This is a genomic window from Nesterenkonia sp. F (assembly GCF_000220985.1).
Classification (GTDB): domain Bacteria; phylum Actinomycetota; class Actinomycetes; order Actinomycetales; family Micrococcaceae; genus Nesterenkonia.
Map to the genome: position 1 here is coordinate 1 of NZ_AFRW01000067.1, position 19,372 is coordinate 19,372.

At 72.2% G+C, this 19,372-nt stretch carries 19 protein-coding genes; 4 read left to right on the forward strand and 15 right to left on the reverse strand.

All coding sequences use genetic code 11. From position 1 onward, the window contains the following. Window positions 1-925 (forward strand): alpha/beta hydrolase (locus GU5_RS0105480; RefSeq protein ID WP_139084327.1); only part of this gene is annotated, 925 nt, incomplete at its 5' end. Here the strand turns inward: GU5_RS0105480 and GU5_RS0105485 are convergent. From GU5_RS0105485 to hrcA, 10 genes are all read right to left on the reverse strand, one after another. Further along, a complete protein-coding gene (locus GU5_RS0105485) occupies window positions 826-1,716 on the reverse strand; it encodes an isoprenyl transferase (RefSeq protein ID WP_010524573.1) in 891 nt (296 codons plus the stop codon). The two genes, GU5_RS0105480 and GU5_RS0105485, sit on opposite strands and share 100 nt — an antisense overlap. 38 nt (window positions 1,717-1,754) lie before the next feature. Beyond that, entirely contained in the window at window positions 1,755-2,492 is a 738-nt protein-coding gene (recO, locus tag GU5_RS0105490) for a DNA repair protein RecO (RefSeq protein WP_010524574.1), read from the reverse strand. 117 nt (window positions 2,493-2,609) lie between these two features. Then, window positions 2,610-4,382: a 2-isopropylmalate synthase gene (gene leuA, locus GU5_RS0105495; RefSeq protein ID WP_010524575.1), complete on the reverse strand. Its 1,773-nt coding sequence runs from the start codon at window positions 4,380-4,382 to the stop codon at window positions 2,610-2,612. 298 nt (window positions 4,383-4,680) lie between these two features. Next, the gene (gene era, locus GU5_RS0105500) at window positions 4,681-5,655 is read right to left on the reverse strand and encodes a GTPase Era (protein ID WP_010524576.1); all 975 of its coding nucleotides are present in this window, start codon (window positions 5,653-5,655) and stop codon (window positions 4,681-4,683) included. Then, window positions 5,618-7,120, reverse strand: a complete 1,503-nt coding sequence (locus GU5_RS0105505; protein WP_010524577.1) for a hemolysin family protein — start codon at window positions 7,118-7,120, stop codon at window positions 5,618-5,620. Before GU5_RS0105505 ends, era begins: the two co-directional genes overlap by 38 nt. Window positions 7,121-7,131: 11 nt before the next feature. Then, on the reverse strand, window positions 7,132-7,620 hold the full coding sequence (ybeY, locus tag GU5_RS0105510) for an rRNA maturation RNase YbeY (protein ID WP_029514044.1): 489 nt from the start codon (window positions 7,618-7,620) through the stop codon (window positions 7,132-7,134). Window positions 7,621-7,646: 26 nt separating this feature from the next. Continuing rightward, window positions 7,647-8,723 (reverse strand): PhoH family protein, encoded by a 1,077-nt coding sequence (locus GU5_RS0105515; RefSeq protein ID WP_010524579.1) that lies wholly within the window; start codon window positions 8,721-8,723, stop codon window positions 7,647-7,649. A gap of 10 nt (window positions 8,724-8,733) precedes the next feature. Continuing rightward, window positions 8,734-9,579 carry a 16S rRNA (uracil(1498)-N(3))-methyltransferase gene (locus GU5_RS0105520; RefSeq protein ID WP_010524580.1) on the reverse strand — a complete coding sequence of 282 codons (846 nt, stop codon included), beginning with the start codon at window positions 9,577-9,579 and terminating at the stop codon, window positions 8,734-8,736. Continuing rightward, window positions 9,576-10,700: a molecular chaperone DnaJ gene (gene dnaJ / locus GU5_RS0105525; protein WP_010524581.1), complete on the reverse strand. Its 1,125-nt coding sequence runs from the start codon at window positions 10,698-10,700 to the stop codon at window positions 9,576-9,578. Before dnaJ ends, GU5_RS0105520 begins: the two co-directional genes overlap by 4 nt. A gap of 3 nt (window positions 10,701-10,703) precedes the next feature. Further along, window positions 10,704-11,720, reverse strand: coding sequence for a heat-inducible transcriptional repressor HrcA (gene hrcA / locus GU5_RS0105530; protein WP_010524582.1), 1,017 nt, complete (start codon window positions 11,718-11,720; stop codon window positions 10,704-10,706). Between the two features lie 239 nt (window positions 11,721-11,959). Here hrcA and GU5_RS0105535 point away from each other — a divergent pair, with 239 nt between their 5' ends. Then, window positions 11,960-12,868 carry a DUF3097 family protein gene (locus tag GU5_RS0105535; protein ID WP_010524583.1) on the forward strand — a complete coding sequence of 303 codons (909 nt, stop codon included), beginning with the start codon at window positions 11,960-11,962 and terminating at the stop codon, window positions 12,866-12,868. Between the two features lie 186 nt (window positions 12,869-13,054). Next, entirely contained in the window at window positions 13,055-13,474 is a 420-nt protein-coding gene (locus GU5_RS0105540) for a DUF4870 domain-containing protein (RefSeq protein WP_010524584.1), read from the forward strand. Window positions 13,475-13,526: 52 nt separating this feature from the next. On the opposite strand, the gene hemW is transcribed toward GU5_RS0105540, so the two are convergent. The 5 genes from hemW to GU5_RS15840 all read right to left on the reverse strand — a co-directional run bounded on the left by hemW (window position 13,527) and on the right by GU5_RS15840 (window position 18,990). After that, a complete protein-coding gene (hemW, locus tag GU5_RS0105545; RefSeq protein ID WP_010524585.1) occupies window positions 13,527-14,798 on the reverse strand; it encodes a radical SAM family heme chaperone HemW in 1,272 nt (423 codons plus the stop codon). A 4-nt stretch (window positions 14,799-14,802) separates the two neighbouring features. Then, window positions 14,803-16,653: a translation elongation factor 4 gene (gene lepA / locus GU5_RS0105550; protein WP_010524586.1), complete on the reverse strand. Its 1,851-nt coding sequence runs from the start codon at window positions 16,651-16,653 to the stop codon at window positions 14,803-14,805. Between the two features lie 184 nt (window positions 16,654-16,837). Next, a complete protein-coding gene (rpsT, locus tag GU5_RS0105555; RefSeq protein WP_010524587.1) occupies window positions 16,838-17,098 on the reverse strand; it encodes a 30S ribosomal protein S20 in 261 nt (86 codons plus the stop codon). A gap of 243 nt (window positions 17,099-17,341) precedes the next feature. Further along, window positions 17,342-18,355: a DNA polymerase III subunit delta gene (gene holA, locus GU5_RS0105560; RefSeq protein WP_029514045.1), complete on the reverse strand. Its 1,014-nt coding sequence runs from the start codon at window positions 18,353-18,355 to the stop codon at window positions 17,342-17,344. Window positions 18,356-18,495: 140 nt separating this feature from the next. Then, a complete protein-coding gene (locus GU5_RS15840; protein ID WP_010524589.1) occupies window positions 18,496-18,990 on the reverse strand; it encodes a MaoC/PaaZ C-terminal domain-containing protein in 495 nt (164 codons plus the stop codon). Between GU5_RS15840 and GU5_RS17560 the strand changes: the two genes are divergently transcribed. Further along, window positions 18,974-19,372 (forward strand): hypothetical protein (locus GU5_RS17560; RefSeq protein ID WP_237704674.1); only part of this gene is annotated, 399 nt, incomplete at its 3' end. The two genes, GU5_RS15840 and GU5_RS17560, sit on opposite strands and share 17 nt — an antisense overlap.

Genomic DNA, 19,372 nt, shown 5'->3' on the forward strand with positions numbered 1-19,372 from the left:
GGCTCCCCCCGCCGCCCCTGTCCTGCACGTGCACGGCTGGTCGGACTACTTCTACAACCTGCCGCTGGCCCGCCGACTCAGCGCGGCGGGTCGGCGCTTCTACGCCCTGGACCTGCGGCGCTACGGCCGGAGCCTGCGGCCCTGGCAGACCCCGGGCTACATCGACGACCTGGCCCGGTACGACGAGGAGCTCGACGCGGCGCTGGCGATCATCGCCGAGGAGAATCCCGGGGCCCCGGCGCCGGTGATCCACGCCCACTCGACCGGCGGGCTCGTCGTCGCGCTGTGGAGCCACCGGCATCCGGGCCGGGCCTCCGCCCTGGTGCTCAACAGCCCCTGGCTGGAGATGCCCGGCGACGCCCCGGCGCGCACCGCCGTCGAGGCGCTGGCCGCCCCGCTGACCCGTCTGGATCCCTCCCGGCCGCTCTCGCTGCCCCGGCTGGACCACTACTGGCGCTCGCTCTCGGTCGAGGCGCGCGGCGAATGGCGTCTGCACCCCCGCTGGAGGCCTCGGCGGTCATTCCCGATGGCCCCCGGATGGATGCGCGCCGTCGCCGCCGGACACCGCGCCGTGGCCGCAGGCCTGGACATCACCGTGCCGGTGCTGGTGCTGCTCTCCGACCGGACCCGCTACCAGAGACGCTGGAGCGAGGAGCTGACCGCCTCCGACGCCGTGCTCGACGTCGAGGTGCTGGCACGCCGCGCCGTCCGGCTCGGCCCGCAGGTCGCCGTGACGCGGATCGAGGGGGCGTTGCACGACGTCTTCGCCTCGCGGGCGCCGGTGCGGCGGACGGCGCTGGACGAGATGCTGCGCTGGCTGCGCGCCTACGGCCCGGAGGCTCCGGCGCCCGCACCGCCGCCGGAAGACGACGGCGAACCGTGCTCCGGCTCCTTCTCCTCAGGCGAGGGGGCCGAGGGCACCTGATCCACGGCACCGCCGTAGCGGCGGTCGCGGCGGGCGTAGATGTCCAGCGCGCGCCACAGCGTGGTGCGGTCGACGTCCGGCCAGAGCACGTTGAGGAACACCATCTCGGCGTAGGCCGACTGCCAGAGCAGGAAGTTGGAGATCCGCTGCTCGCCGGAGCTGCGGAGGAAGAGGTCGACGTCGGGCAGATCGGGCTCGTCGAGATGCGCGGCCAGCGTGGACTCGCGGATCTGCTCGGGGTCCAGTCGGCCGTCCGCGGCCTTGCGGGCGATCTCCCGGGCCGCGTCGGTGATCTCGGCCCGGCCGCCGTAGTTCACGCACATCGTCAGCGTGCAGCGGTCGTTGTCCCGGGTCAGCTCCTCGGCCGCCTCGAGCTCGCGGATCACGGACTTCCACAGCCGCGGGCGCCGGCCGTTCCAGCGCACGCGCACGCCCCAGGAGTGCAGCACCTGGGCCTGGTGTCGGATCACGTCGCGCGAGTAGCCCATCAGGAAGCGGACCTCCTGCGGGGAGCGCTTCCAGTTCTCGGTGGAGAAGCCGAAGACGCTGACATGCGACACGCCGGCCTCCACGGCCCCGGCGATCACCTCCATCAGCGCCTGCTCGCCGGCCCGGTGCCCCTCGGTCCGCGGCAGCCCGCGCTGATTGGCCCAGCGGCCGTTGCCGTCCATGACGATCGCCACGTGGTCGGGGATCAGCTCGGCGGGGAGCCGCGGCGGCGTCGCGCCGTCGGCGTGGGGCCACGGATCCTCATAGCTGCGGACGGTGGAGGGAGATGCCATGGCGACCATTATGGCGCGTGTCCGCGGCCGGCGTGCACAGCGACGCGTCAGCCCAGCGAGGCGAGCCGGCGCTCCAGATGGTGCTGCAGATGCGCGACGACGACGTCCCCGGCGTCGTGACGGCTCGTCGGGTCGGCGGCGCGGGTCCGCTCCCAGTCGCCGGCCTGCAGCGCCGCCAGCAGCCCGACGACGGCCCGGGAGGTGCTCAGCGCGCCCGGGGCCCGGCAGTCGCCGCACAGCGGGCCGCCCCACGCCGGGTGGAAGCTCTCCTGCGGGCCGGGACGGCCGCAGGAGGCGCACGCCTCCCAGGAGATCCCCCAGCCGGCCAGACTCATGGCCCGCAGCAGATGGGAGTGCAGCACCAGATCCGGCGGATGCACCGAGCGGGCCAGCGCCGAGAGGGCCCCGTGCAGGAGTGCGAACTGCCCGGCGGTGCCGTCGGCGTCGGCATCGGTGAGCCGCTCGGTCGCCTCGGCCATGATGGCCGCCGCCCGGTATTTGTCGTAGTCGGCGACGATCTGCGAGCCGTAGGTCCCGCGCGAGACGGCCTGGGTGATGATGTCCAGGCTCCGTCCGTGCACCAGCTGCACGTCGGCGACCATGAAGGGCTCGAGAGTGGCGCCGAACTTCGACGACGTCCGCCGCACGCCCTTGGCGACGGCGCGCACCAGCCCGTTCCCTCGGGTGAGCAGGGTGATGATGCGGTCCGCCTCGCCGAGCTGCTGGGTGCGCAGCACGACGGCGGCGTCCCGATAGCTGCGCGAGGCGAAGGTCGATCCGGCCACCGCCCCAGTCTACTCCCGTGCCCGCATCTCTCCGCTCCCGTCTGCTCCCGTCCGCTCCGCCGTCCCGGAGGCCGCGCCGGCCGCGGGGACGGCGGAGCGGACGAGAGGCGGAGGTGCTCAGACGGCGGAGTCCTCCGGGTGCTCGATGCTGCGGATGGCGCGGTTGACCGCCGAGACCACGGCCTTCAGCGAGGCGGTGGTGGTGTTGTGGTCGATGCCCACGCCCCAGAGCACCCGCTCACCGATGGCGCATTCGACGAAGGCCGCCGCCTGGGCGTCGCCGCCCTGGCTCATCGCGTGCTCGCTGTAGTCCAGCACGCGGACGTCGACGCCGTCGCGGGCCAGGATCTCCAGCAACGAGGCCACCGGTCCGTTGCCCTCGGCATGCTCCGTCGTCCGGGATCCGCCGGCCTCGAGCTCCACCTCCATGGAGAAGCCCCCGTCGGCGGTGGACGCCGTCTGCACCTGGCCCAGCCGGTAGTAGCCCCACTGGTGCGAGGCGCTGTCCACCGGCAGATACTCGTCGCGGAAGATCTGCCAGATCTCGTCGCCGGAGACCTCTCCGCCGCCGTCGTCGGCACGGTGCTGGACCACGGCGGAGAACTCCACCTGCGCCCGGCGGGGCAGATCGATGCCGTGGTCGCTCTTGAGCAGATAGGCCACGCCGCCCTTGCCCGACTGCGAGTTGACCCGGATGACGGCCTCGTAGCTGCGGCCGATGTCCTTCGGGTCGATCGGCAGATACGGCACCGCCCAGGTGGTGTCGGCGACGGCGAGGCCCTGCTCGGCCGCCCGGCGCTCGAGATGCTCGAAGCCCTTCTTGATGGCGTCCTGGTGGGATCCGGAGAAGGCGGTGAAGACGAGGTCGCCGGCGTAGGGCGACCGCTCCTGCACCGGCATCTGGTTGCAGTGCTCGGCGATCCGCCGGATGCGTGCCATGTCTCGGAAGTCGACCTGCGGGTCCACGCCCTGGCTGAACAAGTTCATCCCGAGGGTGACCAGGTCGACGTTGCCGGTGCGCTCCCCGTTGCCGAAGAGGCAGCCCTCGATGCGGTCGGCGCCGGCCATGTAGCCCAGCTCGGCGGCGGCGACGCCGGTGCCGCGGTCGTTGTGCGGATGCAGCGAGAGGATGATCGACTCCCGATTCCGCAGGTTGCGGTGCATCCACTCGATGGAGTCCGCATAGACGTCGGGCGTGGCCATCTCCACCGTCGCCGGCAGATTGACGATGACCTTCTTCTCCGGGGTGCCGCCCAGGATGTCGACCACCTCGTCGGAGATGCGGGCGGCGAAGTCGAGCTCGGTGCCGGTGAAGGACTCCGGCGAGTACTGGTAGACGATCTCGGTGTCGACGGCGGAGCCGGCCAGCATCTGCTCCTCGTGCTTCAGGCAGATCCGGGCGCCCTGGGCGGCGATGTCGGCGATGCCGTCCTGGTCGAGGCCGAAGACGACCTCGCGCTGCAGCACCGAGGTGGAGTTGTACAGATGCACGATCGCCCGCGGCGCGCCCTGCAGCGCGGCGAAGGTGCGCTCGATGAGGTGCTCGCGGGCCTGGGTGAGCACCTGGATGTAGACGTCGTCGGGGATCTTGTCGCCCTCGATGAGCTGACGGACGAAGTCGAAGTCGGTCTGCGAGGCCGCCGGGAAGCCCACCTCGATCTCCTTGTAGCCCATCTCGACCAGCAGGTCGAACATCCGGTGCTTGCGTTCCGCGGACATCGGGTCGATGAGGGCCTGGTTGCCGTCGCGCAGGTCGACGGCGCACCAGCGCGGGGCCTGGGTGATGCTCCGGCCCGGCCAGGTGCGGTCGGGCAGCTCGACGGTGATCTGCTCCTCGAAGGGCAGGTACCGGTGGAACGGCATCGGAGAGGGTTTCTGGAGCTGGCGCACGGGATCACGTCCTCGGGTCGTCGGGTGCGGGTCGTCGGACTGAGCCGGGGCGCGTCGACTCATCGGCGGCGCGGGAACTCCGCAACGGGGACCGGCCTCAGGATGCCGCGACGACCGCCGGGAACGGCGCGCGCGACAGCTCTTCCCCGCTGCGGCGGAGAAGCTCTAGTCGAGGCATCGGAACGCTGAAGTGCTGCACGGCACACAACCTAGCATGCGCTGGACCGCGGCGGCACGCACCGGCCGGAGGGTCCAGAGTGTGGACCGCGGACGACGATCGGCCGACGCCTCGGATCGTTCAGAAGCCCAGCTTGCCGAGCTTCTTCGCATCGCGCTGCCAGTCCTTGGTGACTTTGACATGCAGATCCAGGTAGACCGGGGTGCCCAGCAGCTTCGCGACGGACTCGCGGGCCGCGGTGCCGATCGCCTGCAGCCGGCGCCCGCCGCGGCCGATGATGATCGCCTTCTGCGAGTCGCGCTCGACGTGGATGCTGGCGTGGACGTCGATCAGCGGACGGTCCTCCGGCCGTCCTTCGCGCGGGGCCATCTCGTCGACGACGACGGCGATGGAGTGCGGCAGCTCGTCGCGCACATCCTCCAGCGCCGCCTCGCGGACGAGTTCGGCGACCATGACCGCCTCGGGCTCGTCGGTCAGATCGCCCTCGGGGTACAGCGGCGGCGAGAGCGGCAGCCGACGGATCAGCTCGTCGGCGACCACCTCGACCTGGTCGCCGGCCGTCGCGGAGACCGGGATGATCGCGTCGAAGCCGTCGTCCTGGCGGCCGCGCCCGGCCAGCCGCTCGCGGCCCAGCGCCTCGACGGCCATGAGCTGCTCGGCCAGCGCCCCGCGCGGCACGGTGTCGGTCTTGGTGACCAGGGCCACCACCGGCTGGTGCGGCACCTTGGTCAGCTGCTCGGCGATGAACCGGTCGCCGGGGCCGATGGTCTCGTCCGCCGGCAGGCAGAACCCGATGACGTCGACCTCGGAGAGCGTCTCGATCACCAGGTCGTTGAGCCGCTGGCCGAGCAGCGTCCGCGGACGGTGCAGCCCCGGGGTGTCGACCAGCACCAGCTGGGAGTCCTCGCGGTGGACGATCCCGCGGACGGTGTGGCGGGTCGTCTGCGGCTTCGACGAGGTGATCGCGACCTTCTCGCCGACCAGAGCGTTGGTCAGCGTGGACTTGCCGGCGTTCGGCCGCCCGACGAAGCTGGCGAAGCCGGCCCGATGGGTCTCGTCATGCTCCGCGAAGCGCACGGTCTGGAAATCGCTCACTGGTGCTCCTGCTGCTCGTCGGTGCGGGTCTCGTCGGTGCTGCGGCCGTCGGCCCGGGCCCGCGGTGCGCGGGCGGCCCCGCTGGGCCGCCGCGGTCCTCGGCACCGGCGTCGGCGCCGAATCCGGCATCGGACGGACGCTCCATGGTCTCACGCTCCTGCCGGGAGGGGGCCGGAGCGGTGAGCACATGGCTGACGCGGTTCCGCCGACCGGAGAGCCCGTCGGCGCGCACCAGCACCCCCTGGATCTCGGCCTCCGAGCCGACGATCGGCACCTGCCCCAGCGCCTTGGCGAGCAGACCGCCGACGGTGTCGACGTCCTCCTCGTCGTCGAGGTCGAGCCCGTGGAGCTCGGCGAAGTCGTCGACGCTCATCCGTGCCGAGAGACGGCGCCGCCCGTCGCCGAGCTCCTCGACCTCGGCGGCCTCGACGTCGTACTCGTCGACGATGTCGCCGACGATCTCCTCGATGAGGTCCTCCAGCGTCACCAGTCCGGCGGTCCCGCCGTACTCGTCGACGACCACGGCGACGTGCGTGGACTCCCGCTGCAGCTCGGGCAGCAGCGCCGAGACGCGCTGGGACTCGGGCACGAAGCGCGCCGCGCGCTGGACCTCGGCGGCGACGACGCCCTCGGGGGCCCGCTCGGCGAAGGCCGCCGGCGGTTCCCCGGCGTGCAGCCGATGCTCCAGGAAGGCGACGTCCTTCAGATAGATCATGCCGGTCACGGCGTCCGCAGACCCCTCGATGACCGGCGCCCGGGAGTAGCCGGAACGCAGGAAGATCGACAGCACCTCTCCCAGCGTCGCGGTCGCGGAGACCGAGACCATGTCGGGGCGCGGGACCATCACCGCGCGCACGCGGGTCTCCGAGAGGTCGAAGACCGACTGGATCAGCTCGGCCTCGGCGTCCTCGATGACGTCGCCCTCCGAGGCGCGCACCACGGCGTCGCGCAGCTCCTCGTCGTCGAAGAAGCCCTGGTCCGGGCCGCCGGTGCCGGGCACCAGCCGCGTGCCCGTGGTGATGAGCAGCCGCGGGACGGGGCCCAGCACAGTGCGCAGCCCGCGCACCAGCCGCGCCGTATGCGTGGCGACCAGCAGGTGGTGCTGCCGACCCACGCGGCGCGGCGAGAGCGTGGCGAGCCCGATCCCGCCCAGCACCAGCATGCCTCCGGCGGCGAGGCCGCCGGCCAGCGGCCCGCCGGTGAGCCGCACCGCCGCCAGGGTCACCAGCAGCACGGCGATCGCCGCCCCGAGCCAGCGCCAGAGCTGCAGCGCGACGGTGTGCGCGACCGGGTCGTCCAGGATGCGGGCCACCGCACTCGAGCCATGCTTCTGCGCGATCTCCTCGGCCTCGCGGCGGCTCAGCCGCATGAAGGCGGACTCTGCTGTGGACAGCACGACGGCGGCCAGCGCGCAGAGCGCGGCGAGCACCAGCAGCAGGATCGGCACCAGAGGTCCGTCGCTCATAGACCCGCCGCTCATGCGTCCGTTCCGGTGGTCGGCGTCGGGGCGGGGCGCCCGAGGAATCCGGTCAGCAGCTCGGTCTGCAGGGCGAACATCCGCCGCCGCTCCGCCTCCTCGGCGTGGTCGTGGCCGAGCAGGTGCAGCATCCCGTGCACGGCCAGCAGCGCGAGCTCGTCGTCGGTGTCATGGCCGGCCTCGGCGGCCTGACGCGCGGCGACGTCGGGGCTGATCACCACGTCGCCGAGCATCCCGGCGGCGACGGGCTCCTCCGCCGTGCCGGCGCGCAGCTCGTCCATCGGGAAGCTCATCACGTCGGTGGTGCCGGGCAGGTCCAGCCAGTCCTCGTGCAGGGCCGCCATCTGCTCGTCGTCGATCAGCGTGATCGCGACCTCGACGGCCTCGCCCAGATGCAGGCGGTGCTTCACGTGGCCGCCGAGCCGGCGGAGCAGCTCGACCGCCCCGTCCGGGACCCGGCCCGATCCGGAGGCGTCCTCGACCACGATCCCGGACGCCCGGGCCCCGACGCCGGTCATCGCTCCCCCTTCGCGGCGGCGCCGCGACCGCCGTCGCGGCGCTCCCGGCGATTCTGGTGCGCCTCGTAGGCGTCGACGATGCGCCCCACCAGCTGGTGGCGGACGACGTCGTCGGAGCTCAGCCGGGTGATCGTCACGTCCTCGACGTCGGAGAGGATCTCCAGCACGGTGCGCAGTCCGGAGTCCGTGCCCCCGGGCAGGTCGACCTGGGTGATGTCGCCGGTGACCACGATCTTGGAGTTGAAGCCCAGCCGGGTCAGGAACATCTTCATCTGCTCGGCGGTGGTGTTCTGCGCCTCGTCCAGGATGATGAAGGAGTCGTTGAGCGTGCGGCCGCGCATATAGGCCAGCGGGGCGACCTCGATGATCCCCGATTCCATCAGATGCGGGATCGACTCGGCGTCGAGCATGTCGTGCAGCGCGTCGTAGAGGGGGCGCAGGTACGGGTCGATCTTGTCGTTGAGGCTTCCCGGGAGGAAGCCCAGCCGCTCGCCGGCCTCGACGGCCGGCCGGGTCAGGATGATCCGGTTGACCTCCCCGGCCTGCAGCGCCCGGACGGCCTTGGCCATCGCCAGATAGGTCTTGCCGGTGCCGGCCGGCCCGATCCCGAAGACCACGGTGGAGGTGTCGATGTCCTCCACGTACGCCTGCTGGTTGGCGGTCTTGGGACGGATGGTCCGGCCGCGGTGGGAGAGCACGTCGGTGCTGACCATCCGCGCGGAGTCGGCGGCCCGGTCGGCTCGGACCATCGTGGCCACCTGCTCGATGAGGTCCTCGGTGGCGGTCGTCCCCGAGGCCGCCAGCGTCTTGAGCTGCGTCAGGATCTCGACGATCTGCTCGACCTCCCGCGCCGGGCCGGCCGCGGTCAGCCGCTGGTCGCGCAGGCCGATCGAGCTGGCGGGGCTGATGCCCTGCAGGATGCGCACCGCCAGGTCCTGCGGACCCAGCGCGCGGAACATGATGTCGGGGTCGGCGAAGTGCACGGTGCGCTCGATGCTGCCCACCGGCGCCGAGGCGGCACCCTTGGCCAGCCCGGAGGTCGCATCGGGCGGAGTCTGCGGTGTCTCTGTCATCGCCGCCAGTCTACTGGCCGTCGGCGCTCGGGCGGTCCCAGCGTCCCAGCAGCACCTGCACGGCCGTCAGCGCGGCCGGCCCGGCGGTCGACGAGCGCAGCACCGACGGGCCGAGCCGCGCCGACCCGGCGCCGGCTTCGCTCAGCCGGGAGATCTCGGCCTCGGAGATGCCGCCCTCCGGCCCCACGAGCAGCAGCAGCGTCTGCAGAGTCGTGCCGCCCGTGCCCTCGCTGCCGCTCGTGCCGTCCATGCCGCCGGCTGCGCCGGCCGGGGACAGGCCGAGAGCGGTCAGCGCCTCGGCGAGCGTGTGCTCCTCGGTCTCGTGGAGCACCACGGCGGCGAGGTCCGCCGAGGACGCGATGCGCTCGGCGAGCTGGGCGGTGGTGTGCAGCGCCTCGACCTCCGGGATCGCGGTCCGGCGGGTCTGTTTGGCCGCAGTGCGCACTGTGGAGACCCATTCAGCATGCTTCTTCGCCTCGCGGCCGGGCTTCCAGCGGGCCACCGAACGCTCGGCGCTCCACGGCACGATCCGCTCGACGCCCAGCTCGGTGGCCGACTCGATCGCCTGCACGTCGCGACGGTCCTTGGCCAGCGCCTGGACCAGCACCAGCTGCGGGGCCGGACGCGGCTCGACGTCGACGCGGCGGACCTCCACCGTCAGCTCGCCCGAGCCGACCGCGGTCACCACGCCCTCGGCCCGGCGGTCGCGGGTGTCCGAGAGGACGATCTCCTCCTCCGGAGCCAGCCGCATCACCGTGGCCGCATGGTGGCCTTCGGCGCCGTCGACCAGCACCCGGGACCCGGCCTCGACGGCGTCCAGCGCGCCCGGGGCCAGGTGGAACAGCGGAGCGGTCACAGACTGTCCCAGGCCTCGCGCAGCTTGGCGAAGACGCCGCGGTGCTCGGTGGTCGACTCGCCGGCCTCCTCGCCGCGCTCCTCGGCGAGCTCGTGCAGCAGCTCCTTCTGCCGCTCGCTGAGCTTCTGCGGGGTCTCGACCTTCAGGTGGACCTTCAGGGCCCCGCGTCCGCCGCCGCGCAGGTGCTGCACGCCGCGGTCGCGGAGGGTGAAGACCTCGCCGGACTGCGTGCCCGGCTTGACCTCGACCTGCTCCTCGCCGTCGAAGGTGTCCAGACTGACGGTGGTGCCCAGCGCCGCGGCGGTCATCGGCACGGTGACCGTGGCGTGCAGGTCGTTGCCGCGGCGGGTGAAGACCTCGTGCGGGCGCACGTCGACCTCGATGTAGAGATCGCCGGACGGCCCCCCGGCCAGTCCGGCCTCGCCCTCGCCGGCCAGGTGGATCCGGTTGCCCTTGTCCACGCCGGCGGGGATCTTGACCTTCAGCGTGCGCCGCTCGCGCACCCGACCCTGGCCGTCGCACTCCTGGCAGGGATCCTCGATGATCGAGCCGAAGCCCGAGCAGCGGGCGCAGGTCTCGGTCTGCAGCACGGTGCCCAGGATCGAGCGCATCGGACGCTGGATCTGGCCGTGGCCGCCGCAGTCCGAGCAGGTGGTCGGCGTGGAGCCCTCGCGCGTGCAGGTGCCGTCGCAGACCGAGCAGGTCACCGCCGTCTCGACCTCGACCTCCTTGGTCGTGCCGAAGGCCGCGTCCTGCAGGTCGATGCGCACGCGGATCAGCGAGTCCTGGCCACGACGGGTGCGCGAGGCCGGCCCGCCTCCCCCGCCGCCGAAGAAGGTCTCGAAGATGTCGCCGAAGCCGCCGAAGCCGCCGCCTCCGAATCCGCCGCCGAAGGACGGGCCGCCCCGGCCGTTCTCGTCGCCGGTGGCGTCGTAGTTCCGCCGCTTCTCGGCGTCGGAGAGCACCTCGTAGGCGCGGCCGAGGACCTTGAACTTCTCCGCGGCCTCCTCCGAGGGATTCACGTCCGGATGCAGCTTGCGGGCCTGCTTCCGGTACGCCTTCTTGATCTCCTCCGTCGACGCGTCGCGGTCGACGCCGAGCGCCTCGTAGTAGTCAGTCACTGTTCACCCTTCAGACAGGATTCGGGAAAGATAGCGTGCCATCGCGCGCACCGCCGACATCGTCGAGCCGTAGTCCATGCGCGTGGGTCCGACGACGCCCAGCTGGGCGCCGTCGTCGGCGCCGTACTCCGCGGCGACCACCGCAGTTCCGGCGAGCGAGTCGTGGCTGGTCTCATGGCCGATGCGCACCGAGAGACCGCGCTCGTCCTGCTTCATCTCCTCCAGCAGGCGCAGCAGCACCACCTGCTCCTCGAGGGCCTCCAGGACCGGCCCGAGCGAGGGCCCGAGGTCCTGGTCGGACCTGGCGAGGTTAGCAGTGCCCGCCATGATGATGCGATCCACCCGGCCGGACTCCAGGATCGCCGCCACCGTCTGCGCGACCACCGCCATCGCGGGCTGCAGCACCGGCTCCACCGAGCCGATGAGCCGGTCCACCGGCAGCGGCAGCGCCGTCGCCGATCGGTTGTGCAGCTGCGAGACGAGCTGACGTCCGATGACGTGCAGCGACTCCTCCTCGAGGCCCTCGGCCAGCGTGACCATCCGCTGTTCGACCTTGCCCGAGGAGAGGATCACCACGACCAGCACCTTCTGCCGGTCCATGGAGAGCACCTCGACATGGCGGATCCGCGCCGTGCTGTGCTGCGGATGCTGCAGCACTGCGACCTGGTTGGTCAGCATCGCCAGCAGGCGCACGGTCTGCTCCAGCATGGCCTCATAGTCGTCGGCGGCCTCGACGAGAGCGTCCATCGCTCGCTGCTCGGCGGGACTGAGCGGACGGATCTCGGAGATCCGGTCGACGAAGAGCCGATAGCCTCGGTCCGTGGGGATGCGGCCGGCGGAGGTGTGCGGCGCCGCGATGAGCCCGTCGGCCTCCAGGTGCGCCATGTCGTTGCGGATCGTCGCCGGCGAGACCTCCAGATTGTGACGGTCCACCAGGGCCTTGGATCCGACCGGCTCGTGGCTGTGGACATAGTCCTCCACGATGGCGCGCAGCACCTGCAGTCGTCGCGTGTCCGACATCGCTGCTCGGTCCTCCTCGTGGGCGGGGCTGGTTGGTCCGGGCCGGTCCAGGGTGCTCCGTGCGCCGCAGCGCGCCGCAGGGGCGCACGCCGCGGCCGCGATCCGGGCACCCCTCGGGCGCCCGGCGGCTGGCACTCTCCGGAGGCAGGTGCTGATTCTATCGCCTCTCCCCGGATCCTCGCCTCCCGGCAGCGCGCCTCCTCCCTCGGCGAACGCGGCCTTGCTAGGGTCTGCAGACTGTGACACCCGCTGGATTCTCCGCCGACTGGTCCGCCTGGGGCCCCACGGACCTCGCCGCCCGCCGCCGCGCCCAGCAGCGCGAGGTCGCCGACATGCCGGCCGATCCCGGCACCGTCGTCGAGGAGACGGAGAGCGGATGGGTCGGCGCCGTCGTCGGCGTCGAGGCCGCCGGCGGCGTGCACCTGGTCAGCCTCGAGGACCGTCGCGGCCGCACCCGGGCCTTCCCGCTGGGCCACGGCTTCCTCGTCGACGGCGAACCGGTGCGGCTGATCGCCCCGTCGCCGCGGACGAGCGCCCCGTCGCCGCGGACGAGCGCCCCGACCGGACCGCGCCGGACCGCCTCGGGCTCGCTGGCCGTCGACGGCGCCGCCGCCCGCGTCGCCCGCGCCTCGCGCATCTGGGTGGAGGGCACCCACGACGCCGAGCTGGTCGAGAAGGTCTGGGGCGAGGATCTCCGCCTGGAGGGCGTCGTCGTCGAGCCGCTGCACGGCGCCGACGACCTGGTCGGCGCCCTGCGGGAGTTCTCTCCCGGCCCGGGTCGCCGCGTGGGCGTGCTGCTGGACCACCTGGTCTCCGGCTCGAAGGAGTCTCGGATCGCCGCCGAGGCCATGGCGCTGTCCGGCGCGCGCGACAACGTGCTGGTCCTCGGCCATCCCTACGTCGACGTCTGGCAGGCGGTGAAGCCCCAGCTGCTGGGGCTGGAGCGCTGGCCGGACATCCCCCGCGACGTCGACATCAAGATCGGCACGCTGCGCGCCCTGGGCTGGCCGCACGCCTCCCAGCGCGACGTCGCCCAGGGCTGGAAGCGCATCCTCGGCACGGTGAGCAGCTACGCCGACCTGGAGCCCGCGCTGCTCGGCCGGGTGGAGGAGCTCATCGACTTCGTCACCGCCGAGCCGCAGGGGTGAACGGCCCGTCCCGGGATCGCCCTCCCGGAGCCGACACGCCTCGACGCTGAGACGCGGGTGTCGTCGCGCATCCAGGTGCGACGGCTAGAATGCGCCCGAGGGCGATGTGCGTCGACCGTCTCGGCGGCGGCCGCACGCCCGCGTCAGACCGCAGACCCGAGTGCACGTGAAGAGAGCTGAGGTGCCGTGTCACAGCCCGACGGTTCCGCCGAGCGCCCCGGGCGCTCCCGCGCCTCCGAGCATCTGCAGGGCTCCTCCTCGGCCGCCCTGCCGCTGACCCCCGCCGAGGACCGGCGCTGGGCCACGCTCGCGCACTTCGGCGGACTGATGGGCTGTCTCCCGTCGCTGGTGATCTATCTGGTCTTCCGCGACCGGGGACCCTTCGTGGCCCAGGAGTCGAAGGAGGCGCTGAACTTCACGCTGCCGCTGACCGTGCTGCTGCTGGCCGCCTACGTGCTGGCCCTGCTGCCGGTGATCGGCTGGATCTTCGGCCTCGCGGCGGTGCTGCTCTGGGTCGTGATGACGCTGGCTGGGCTCATCGCCGGCATCGAGTGCAACAAGGGCCGCCCGTACCGCTATCGGCTGAACGTGCGGCTCGTCCACTGACCCGCCGCACCGCCCCCGGGCCGCCCGGGCCGTCGACGACGAACCGCCGCGATCAGCCGGCGAGCCGGCGGGTGACCGCGTCGGCCAGCAGCCGTCCCTGCAGCGTGAGCACCAGACGTCCGGCGGGATGCACCTCGTCCGGCACGAGCGGCTCCTCCTCCACCAGCCCCTCGGCGACGAGCCGGGAGGTGGTCTCGGCGGTGACCGGCTCGGCGGCGTCCAGGGCGGCGTGCTCGGCGAGGTCGAGCCCCTCGGCGATGCGCAGCCGCAGCATCAGGTGCTCCAGGGCGACCGCCTCGTCGTCGAGGACCTCGCGGCCGTGTCCGGGGCTGATGCCGGCGGCGAGCCGCTGCGCGTAGGCCGCTGGATGCTTCACGTTCCACCAGCGCAGGCCGGCCAGATGCGAATGCGCACCGGGGCCGGCGCCCCACCAGTCGGTGTCCTGCCAATAGTGCAGATTGTGCCGCGACCGGGTCCCCGGGCCGCGGGAGAAGTTGGACACCTCGTACCAGGAGTATCCCGCCTCGGCGAGGATCCGGTCGGCCAGCAGATACTTGTCGGCATGGTCGTCGCCGTCGACGTCGGCGAGCCGCCCGCGCCGGATCTGCGCGGCCATGGCGGTGCCCTCCTCGATGATCAGCGAGTACGCCGAGACATGGTCGGGATCCATCGCCACAGCCTCGCGCAGGCTGGTCTCCCAGTCGGCGAGACTCTCGCCGGGGGTGCCGTAGATGAGGTCCAGGCTGACCTCCATGCCAGCACCGCGGACCGCCGCGACGGCGCGCGAGACGTTGGCCGGGTCGTGGGTGCGGTCCAGCGTGGCCAGCACATGCGGCACCGCCGACTGCATGCCGATGCTCACCCGGGTGAAGCCGGCCGCGGCCAGCGTGGCCGCCGCGGCGTCGTCGAGCGTGTCCGGATTCGCCTCGGTGGTGATCTCCGCGCCCTCGACGAGGCCGAAGAGCTCCCGGGCCCGGGTCAGGATGCGGGCGAGCTCCTCGGCGGGCAGCAGGGTCGGGGTGCCGCCGCCGAAGAACACCGTCGACAGCCGTCGGGCGGGCGCCGACGACTCCTCGAGCACGCCGGCGGCGAACTCCAGCTCGGAGATCAGCGTGTCGGGGTAGCTCTCCCGCGAGGCGCCCTCGCCGAGGTCCGCGGCGGTGTAGGTGTTGAAGTCGCAGTATCCGCAGCGGACGGAGCAGAACGGGATGTGGACGTAGAGCCCCAGCGGCCGGTCGGCGCGGGCGGGGAGCGCCGCGCGGACGGCGGGCGGCGGGGATCCGTCGGCCGGGACGGGGTCGCCGGGCGGCAGGGCGGCCGGCACCGGGTCAGCCCTTGCCCTCGCCGTCCTCGTCGGAGGACAGCGCGGCGATGAAGGCCTCCTGCGGGACGTCGACGGTGCCGACGGTCTTCATCCGCTTCTTGCCCTCCTTCTGCTTCTCCAGCAGCTTGCGCTTGCGCGAGATGTCGCCGCCGTAGCACTTCGAGAGCACGTCCTTGCGGATGGCGCGGATGGTCTCGCGGGCGATGATGCGCGAGCCGACGGCGGCCTGCACCGGCACCTCGAACTGCTGGCGCGGGATCAGGTCCTTGAGCCGCTTGGCCATCTTCACGCCGTAGGAGTAGGCGTGGTCGCGGTGGGTGATCGCCGAGAAGGCGTCGACCTTGTCTCCCTGCAGCAGGATGTCGACTTTGACCAGGTCGGCCGCCTGGTCGCCGGTCCCCTGCCAGTTGAGCGAGGCGTAGCCCTTGGTGCGCGACTTCAGCTGGTCGAAGAAGTCGAAGACGATCTCGGCCAGCGGCAGCGTGTAGCGCAGCTCGACGCGCTCCTCCGAGAGGTAGTCCATGCCCTGCATGGTGCCGCGCCGGGACTGGCAGAGCTCCATGACCGGACCGACGTACTCGGCGGGGACGATGACGGTGGCGTCGACGATGGGCTCGCGGATCTCGGTCGGCTTGCCGTCGGGGAACTCGCTGGGATTGGTGACCTCGTGCAGCTCCCCGTCCTCAGTGGTGACGTGGTAGATGACGTTCGGCGCGGTGGAGATCAGGTCCAGGTCGTACTCGGCCTCGAGGCGCTGCCGGGTGATCTCCAGGTGCAGCAGCCCGAGGAAGCCCACGCGGAAGCCGAAGCCCAGCGCCGCCGAGGTCTCCGGCTCGAAGCTGAGCGCGGCGTCGTTGAGCTGCAGCTTCTCCAGCGCCTCGCGCAGCACCGGGAAGTCGGATCCGTCGATCGGGAACAGGCCGGAGAAGACCATCGGCCGCGGCTCCTGGTAGCCGCCGATGCGCTCCTCGGCCGGTCGGTCCCGAGAGGTGACGGTGTCGCCGACCTTGGACTGGCGGACGTCCTTCACTCCGGTGATCAGATAGCCCACCTCCCCGACGCCGAGCCCCTCGGTGGCCTGCGGCTCCGGCTGCGAGACGCCGATCTCCAGCAGCGAGTGCGTGGCGTCGGTGGACATCATCCGGATCTGCTCACGCCGGGACAGATGGCCGTCGACGACGCGGACGAAGGTCACCACGCCGCGGTAGGTGTCGTAGACGGAGTCGAAGATCATCGCCCGGGCCGGCGCCTCGGCGTCGCCGGTGGGTGCCGGCACCTCGACGACCAGCCGGTCGAGCAGCTCCTCGACGCCTTCGCCGGTCTTGCCGGAGACCCGCAGCACGTCGTCGGGGTCGCCGCCGATCAGGTGGGCGATCTCCTCGGCGTACTTGTCCGGCTCCGCCGCAGGCAGGTCGATCTTGTTGAGCACCGGGATGATCACCAGGTCGTGCTCCATGGCGAGGTAGAGGTTGGCCAGCGTCTGCGCCTCGATGCCCTGGGCGGCGTCGACCAGGAGCACCGCACCCTCGCAGGCGTCCAGCGAGCGGGAGACCTCATAGGAGAAGTCCACGTGCCCGGGCGTGTCGATCATGTGGAAGGCGAAGGTCTCGTCCTCGAACTCCCAGGGCATCCGCACCGCCTGGGACTTGATCGTGATGCCGCGCTCCCGCTCGATGTCCATCCGATCCAGGTACTGGTCCTTCATCTCCCGCGGCTGGACGACGCCGGTGAGCTGGAGCATGCGATCGGCCAGCGTGGACTTGCCGTGGTCGATGTGCGCGATGATGCAGAAGTTCCGGATGAGGCTCGGATCCGTCGCAGCGGGCACCTGCGGGGTGCGGGCCTTCGGTGACACGGGGCGGACATCCTTCTCTGTGCGTCGGGGGCGGGCGGACGGATCCATTCTTCCATGGATCCGCACGCAGGTATGCCGAAGGCCCCGGCGCAGCGATCTGCGCGGGGCCTTCGGGCGCCCGCCGGCGGGCGGCGGGCGGAGGATCGCGTCGCGCCGCGGCGGGACCGCGGTCAGCGCGGACGGATCAGAGGGAGTTGACCTTCGCGGCCAGGCCGGCCTTGCGGTTGGCGGCCTGGTTCTTGTGGATGACGCCCTTCGAGGCGGCCTTGTCCAGCTTGCGGGCCGCACTGCGCTGCGCCGAGAGCGCGGTGTCCTTGTCGCCGGCGGAGACGGCCTTCCGGACCTTCTTGATCGCGGTCTTCAGGTCCGACTTCACGGCCTGGTTGCGCAGGCGGGCCTTCTCGTTGGTGAGGACGCGCTTCTTCTGAGACTTGATGTTTGCCACGAAAATGTCTTCCTGTCTGGGGTTCACTGCGTACGTGAGGGCTGCATCCCTGCGTGGCGGCAGAAGACAGACTGAGTGGCGTGGGGGGCCATGGCGATCACGCGGCTCGTCAGGCAGAGGGACCTCGAACCGCGCAGAGGGATCTCTGCCGCAGGGTGTGCCGGCCCGTGACGGGCCGTGAGCACTGCGTCGCCATGCTACCAGAGACCGGATCAGCGGGCGGCGGCAGGAAGGCGCTGCGGCTCAGCGCCCCACGCCTGCGGCGACGACGGCCAGCGCGTGTTCGACGGCATACTCCGGAGTCCGTGAGGCTCCCTTCGCCTCGGCGTCGGCCCGAGCGATCGCCTCCACGGCCGCTCCGGCCCGGGCGGACTGCCAGCGGCGCGCAGTGTCCTGCGCCTGGCGCAGCTGCCAGGGCGCGGCCCCCAGCGTGGAGGCCAGCGCGTCGGGACTGCCGCGATGATCGACCAGTGCGGCGATCTGCCGGCCCTTGCGGGCCAGCGCGGCGGTGACCGCGATGGGTGAGACGCCGGTGGCCAGCGCGTGGCGGTAGAGCCGCACGGCGTCGGACCCGCGCCCCTCGAAGGCGGCGTCGGCGACTTTGAAGGCCGTGGCCTCGACGCGGCCCCCGTGGTATCGATCGACGTGCTCCTCGGTGATCTCGCCGTCGATGTCTCGGATCAGCTGCCGGCACGCCCCGCCGAGGTCGGAGAGCGAGGAGCCCGCCGCGGCGACCAGCGCCCGGGCGGCGTCAGGCTGGATCTCCCGGCCTGCGGCGCGGAACTCCCGGCGCAGGAAGTCGAGCTTGTCGGCGTCGGTCTTCGCCGCCGAGCAGTCGACGACGACGGCGCGGCGGGCGAGCACGTCCAGCAGCCTCTTGCCCCGGTTGCCGCCGGTGTGGCGGAAGACCAGCGTGACGTCGGCGGCGACCTCGTCGAGATAGGCCAGCGCCTCCTGCAGGAAGGCGTCGGACGTCTGGGCCAGATCCTCGGCGAGGATGAGCCGGGCTTCACCGAACAGCGAGGGCGAGGCCAGCGTGGCCAGAGCGCCGGATCCGGCGGAGCTGACGTCCAGCCGGGTGTACTCCAGATCCGGATGCTGGGCGCGGAGCAGATCCTTGACACGGTCCGTCGCCCGGGTCGCGGCGTAGTCCTCGGGCCCTCTGAGCAGCATCAGCGGCGCCGGTTCGACGGTGCGGAAATCGACGCCGGCGGAGCCGGAGGATCGGCGGGAGGACCCGCGCTGCGCTGCTGCCATGGCCACCATCCTACGAGGAACCTCCCCCGCCGGTCCTGCCGCCTCCTCCACCGGCGATGACTCCGTGGGAGGTGCGGGAAAGTCGCCGCATTCCCACACGTTCCACGGAGCCATCGTCGAGGCGAGCACGAGCCCGGGCGTCAGTCCCGGGACGGCAGCCGCAGCTCGCCGTGGAAGTGCCGACGACGGCGCCGTGCGTCCCAGCCGGTGATCCGCGTCCGCCCGGCGCCCAGATCCTCGGCGGCGACGGCGACCCGCGCGGGCAGCCGGATCGGGGCCTCGAAGGTGATGCTCCAGCGGTGGCCGGCCTCCTGCGGCTCGCGCCCCTCGAGCATCTCGGCGGCGGCGTGCATCCCGTGGGCGATGGCGCTCGGCATGCCCAGCGCCTTCGCGCTGACCGCCGAGAGGTGGATCGGGTTGCAGTCCCCGGAGACCGCGGCCCAGGAGCGGCCGGCGTCGGCGCCGAACGTCCAGGTCGCCGTCCGCGGCGGCAGCGCGACGTCGCCGCCGGACCGCCGGACCGCTTCGCCGGACGATCCGGCCGACGGCTCCGCGGAGGATCGTTCCCGGCCGGCCGGCTCGTCCGCCAGTCGCAGGCCGCGGGCGAGGTACGTCGAGGTGCCGGTCCAGAGCACGTCCTGCCTCCCCCGGGGACGCGGGGTCGGCGTCGTCGCGCAGCACCTCGGTGATGAGGTCGACCTGCACTCCTCGCCGGTGCTCGCGCAGGTTCTCCGCCCGAGCACGGATCTGCAGCGGCTGCTCGGCGCGGATCGGCTGCCGATGCTCGACCACGTTGGACAGGTGGACCAGCCCCATCAGCGGCAGCGGGAACTGACGGTCGGCCATCAGCGCCACCTGCACCGGGAAGCCCAGGACGTGGATCAGCACCGAGGGCAGCGACCGACGGTGCACGCCGTCGAAGGCCTCGCCCCCGACGAGCCGCCGGTAGGCCTCCGCGGTGGCCGTCGTCGCCCCGGCGGAGCGGGCCGCCAGCGCCCGGCCGGGCAGCGCGCCCAC

What these genes read in the sequence shown, in the direction of transcription:
- GU5_RS0105505 (WP_010524577.1), bottom strand. Translation starts at nt 7,120, where the DNA reads ATGAGCGACGGACCTCTGGTGCCGATCCTGCTGCTGGTGCTCGCCGCG.
- GU5_RS0105515 (WP_010524579.1), bottom strand. Translation starts at nt 8,723, where the DNA reads ATGACAGAGACACCGCAGACTCCGCCCGATGCGACCTCCGGGCTGGCC.
- hrcA (WP_010524582.1), bottom strand. Translation starts at nt 11,720, where the DNA reads ATGTCGGACACGCGACGACTGCAGGTGCTGCGCGCCATCGTGGAGGAC.
- holA (WP_029514045.1), bottom strand. Translation starts at nt 18,355, where the DNA reads ATGGCAGCAGCGCAGCGCGGGTCCTCCCGCCGATCCTCCGGCTCCGCC.
- GU5_RS0105485 (WP_010524573.1), bottom strand. Translation starts at nt 1,716, where the DNA reads ATGGTCGCCATGGCATCTCCCTCCACCGTCCGCAGCTATGAGGATCCG.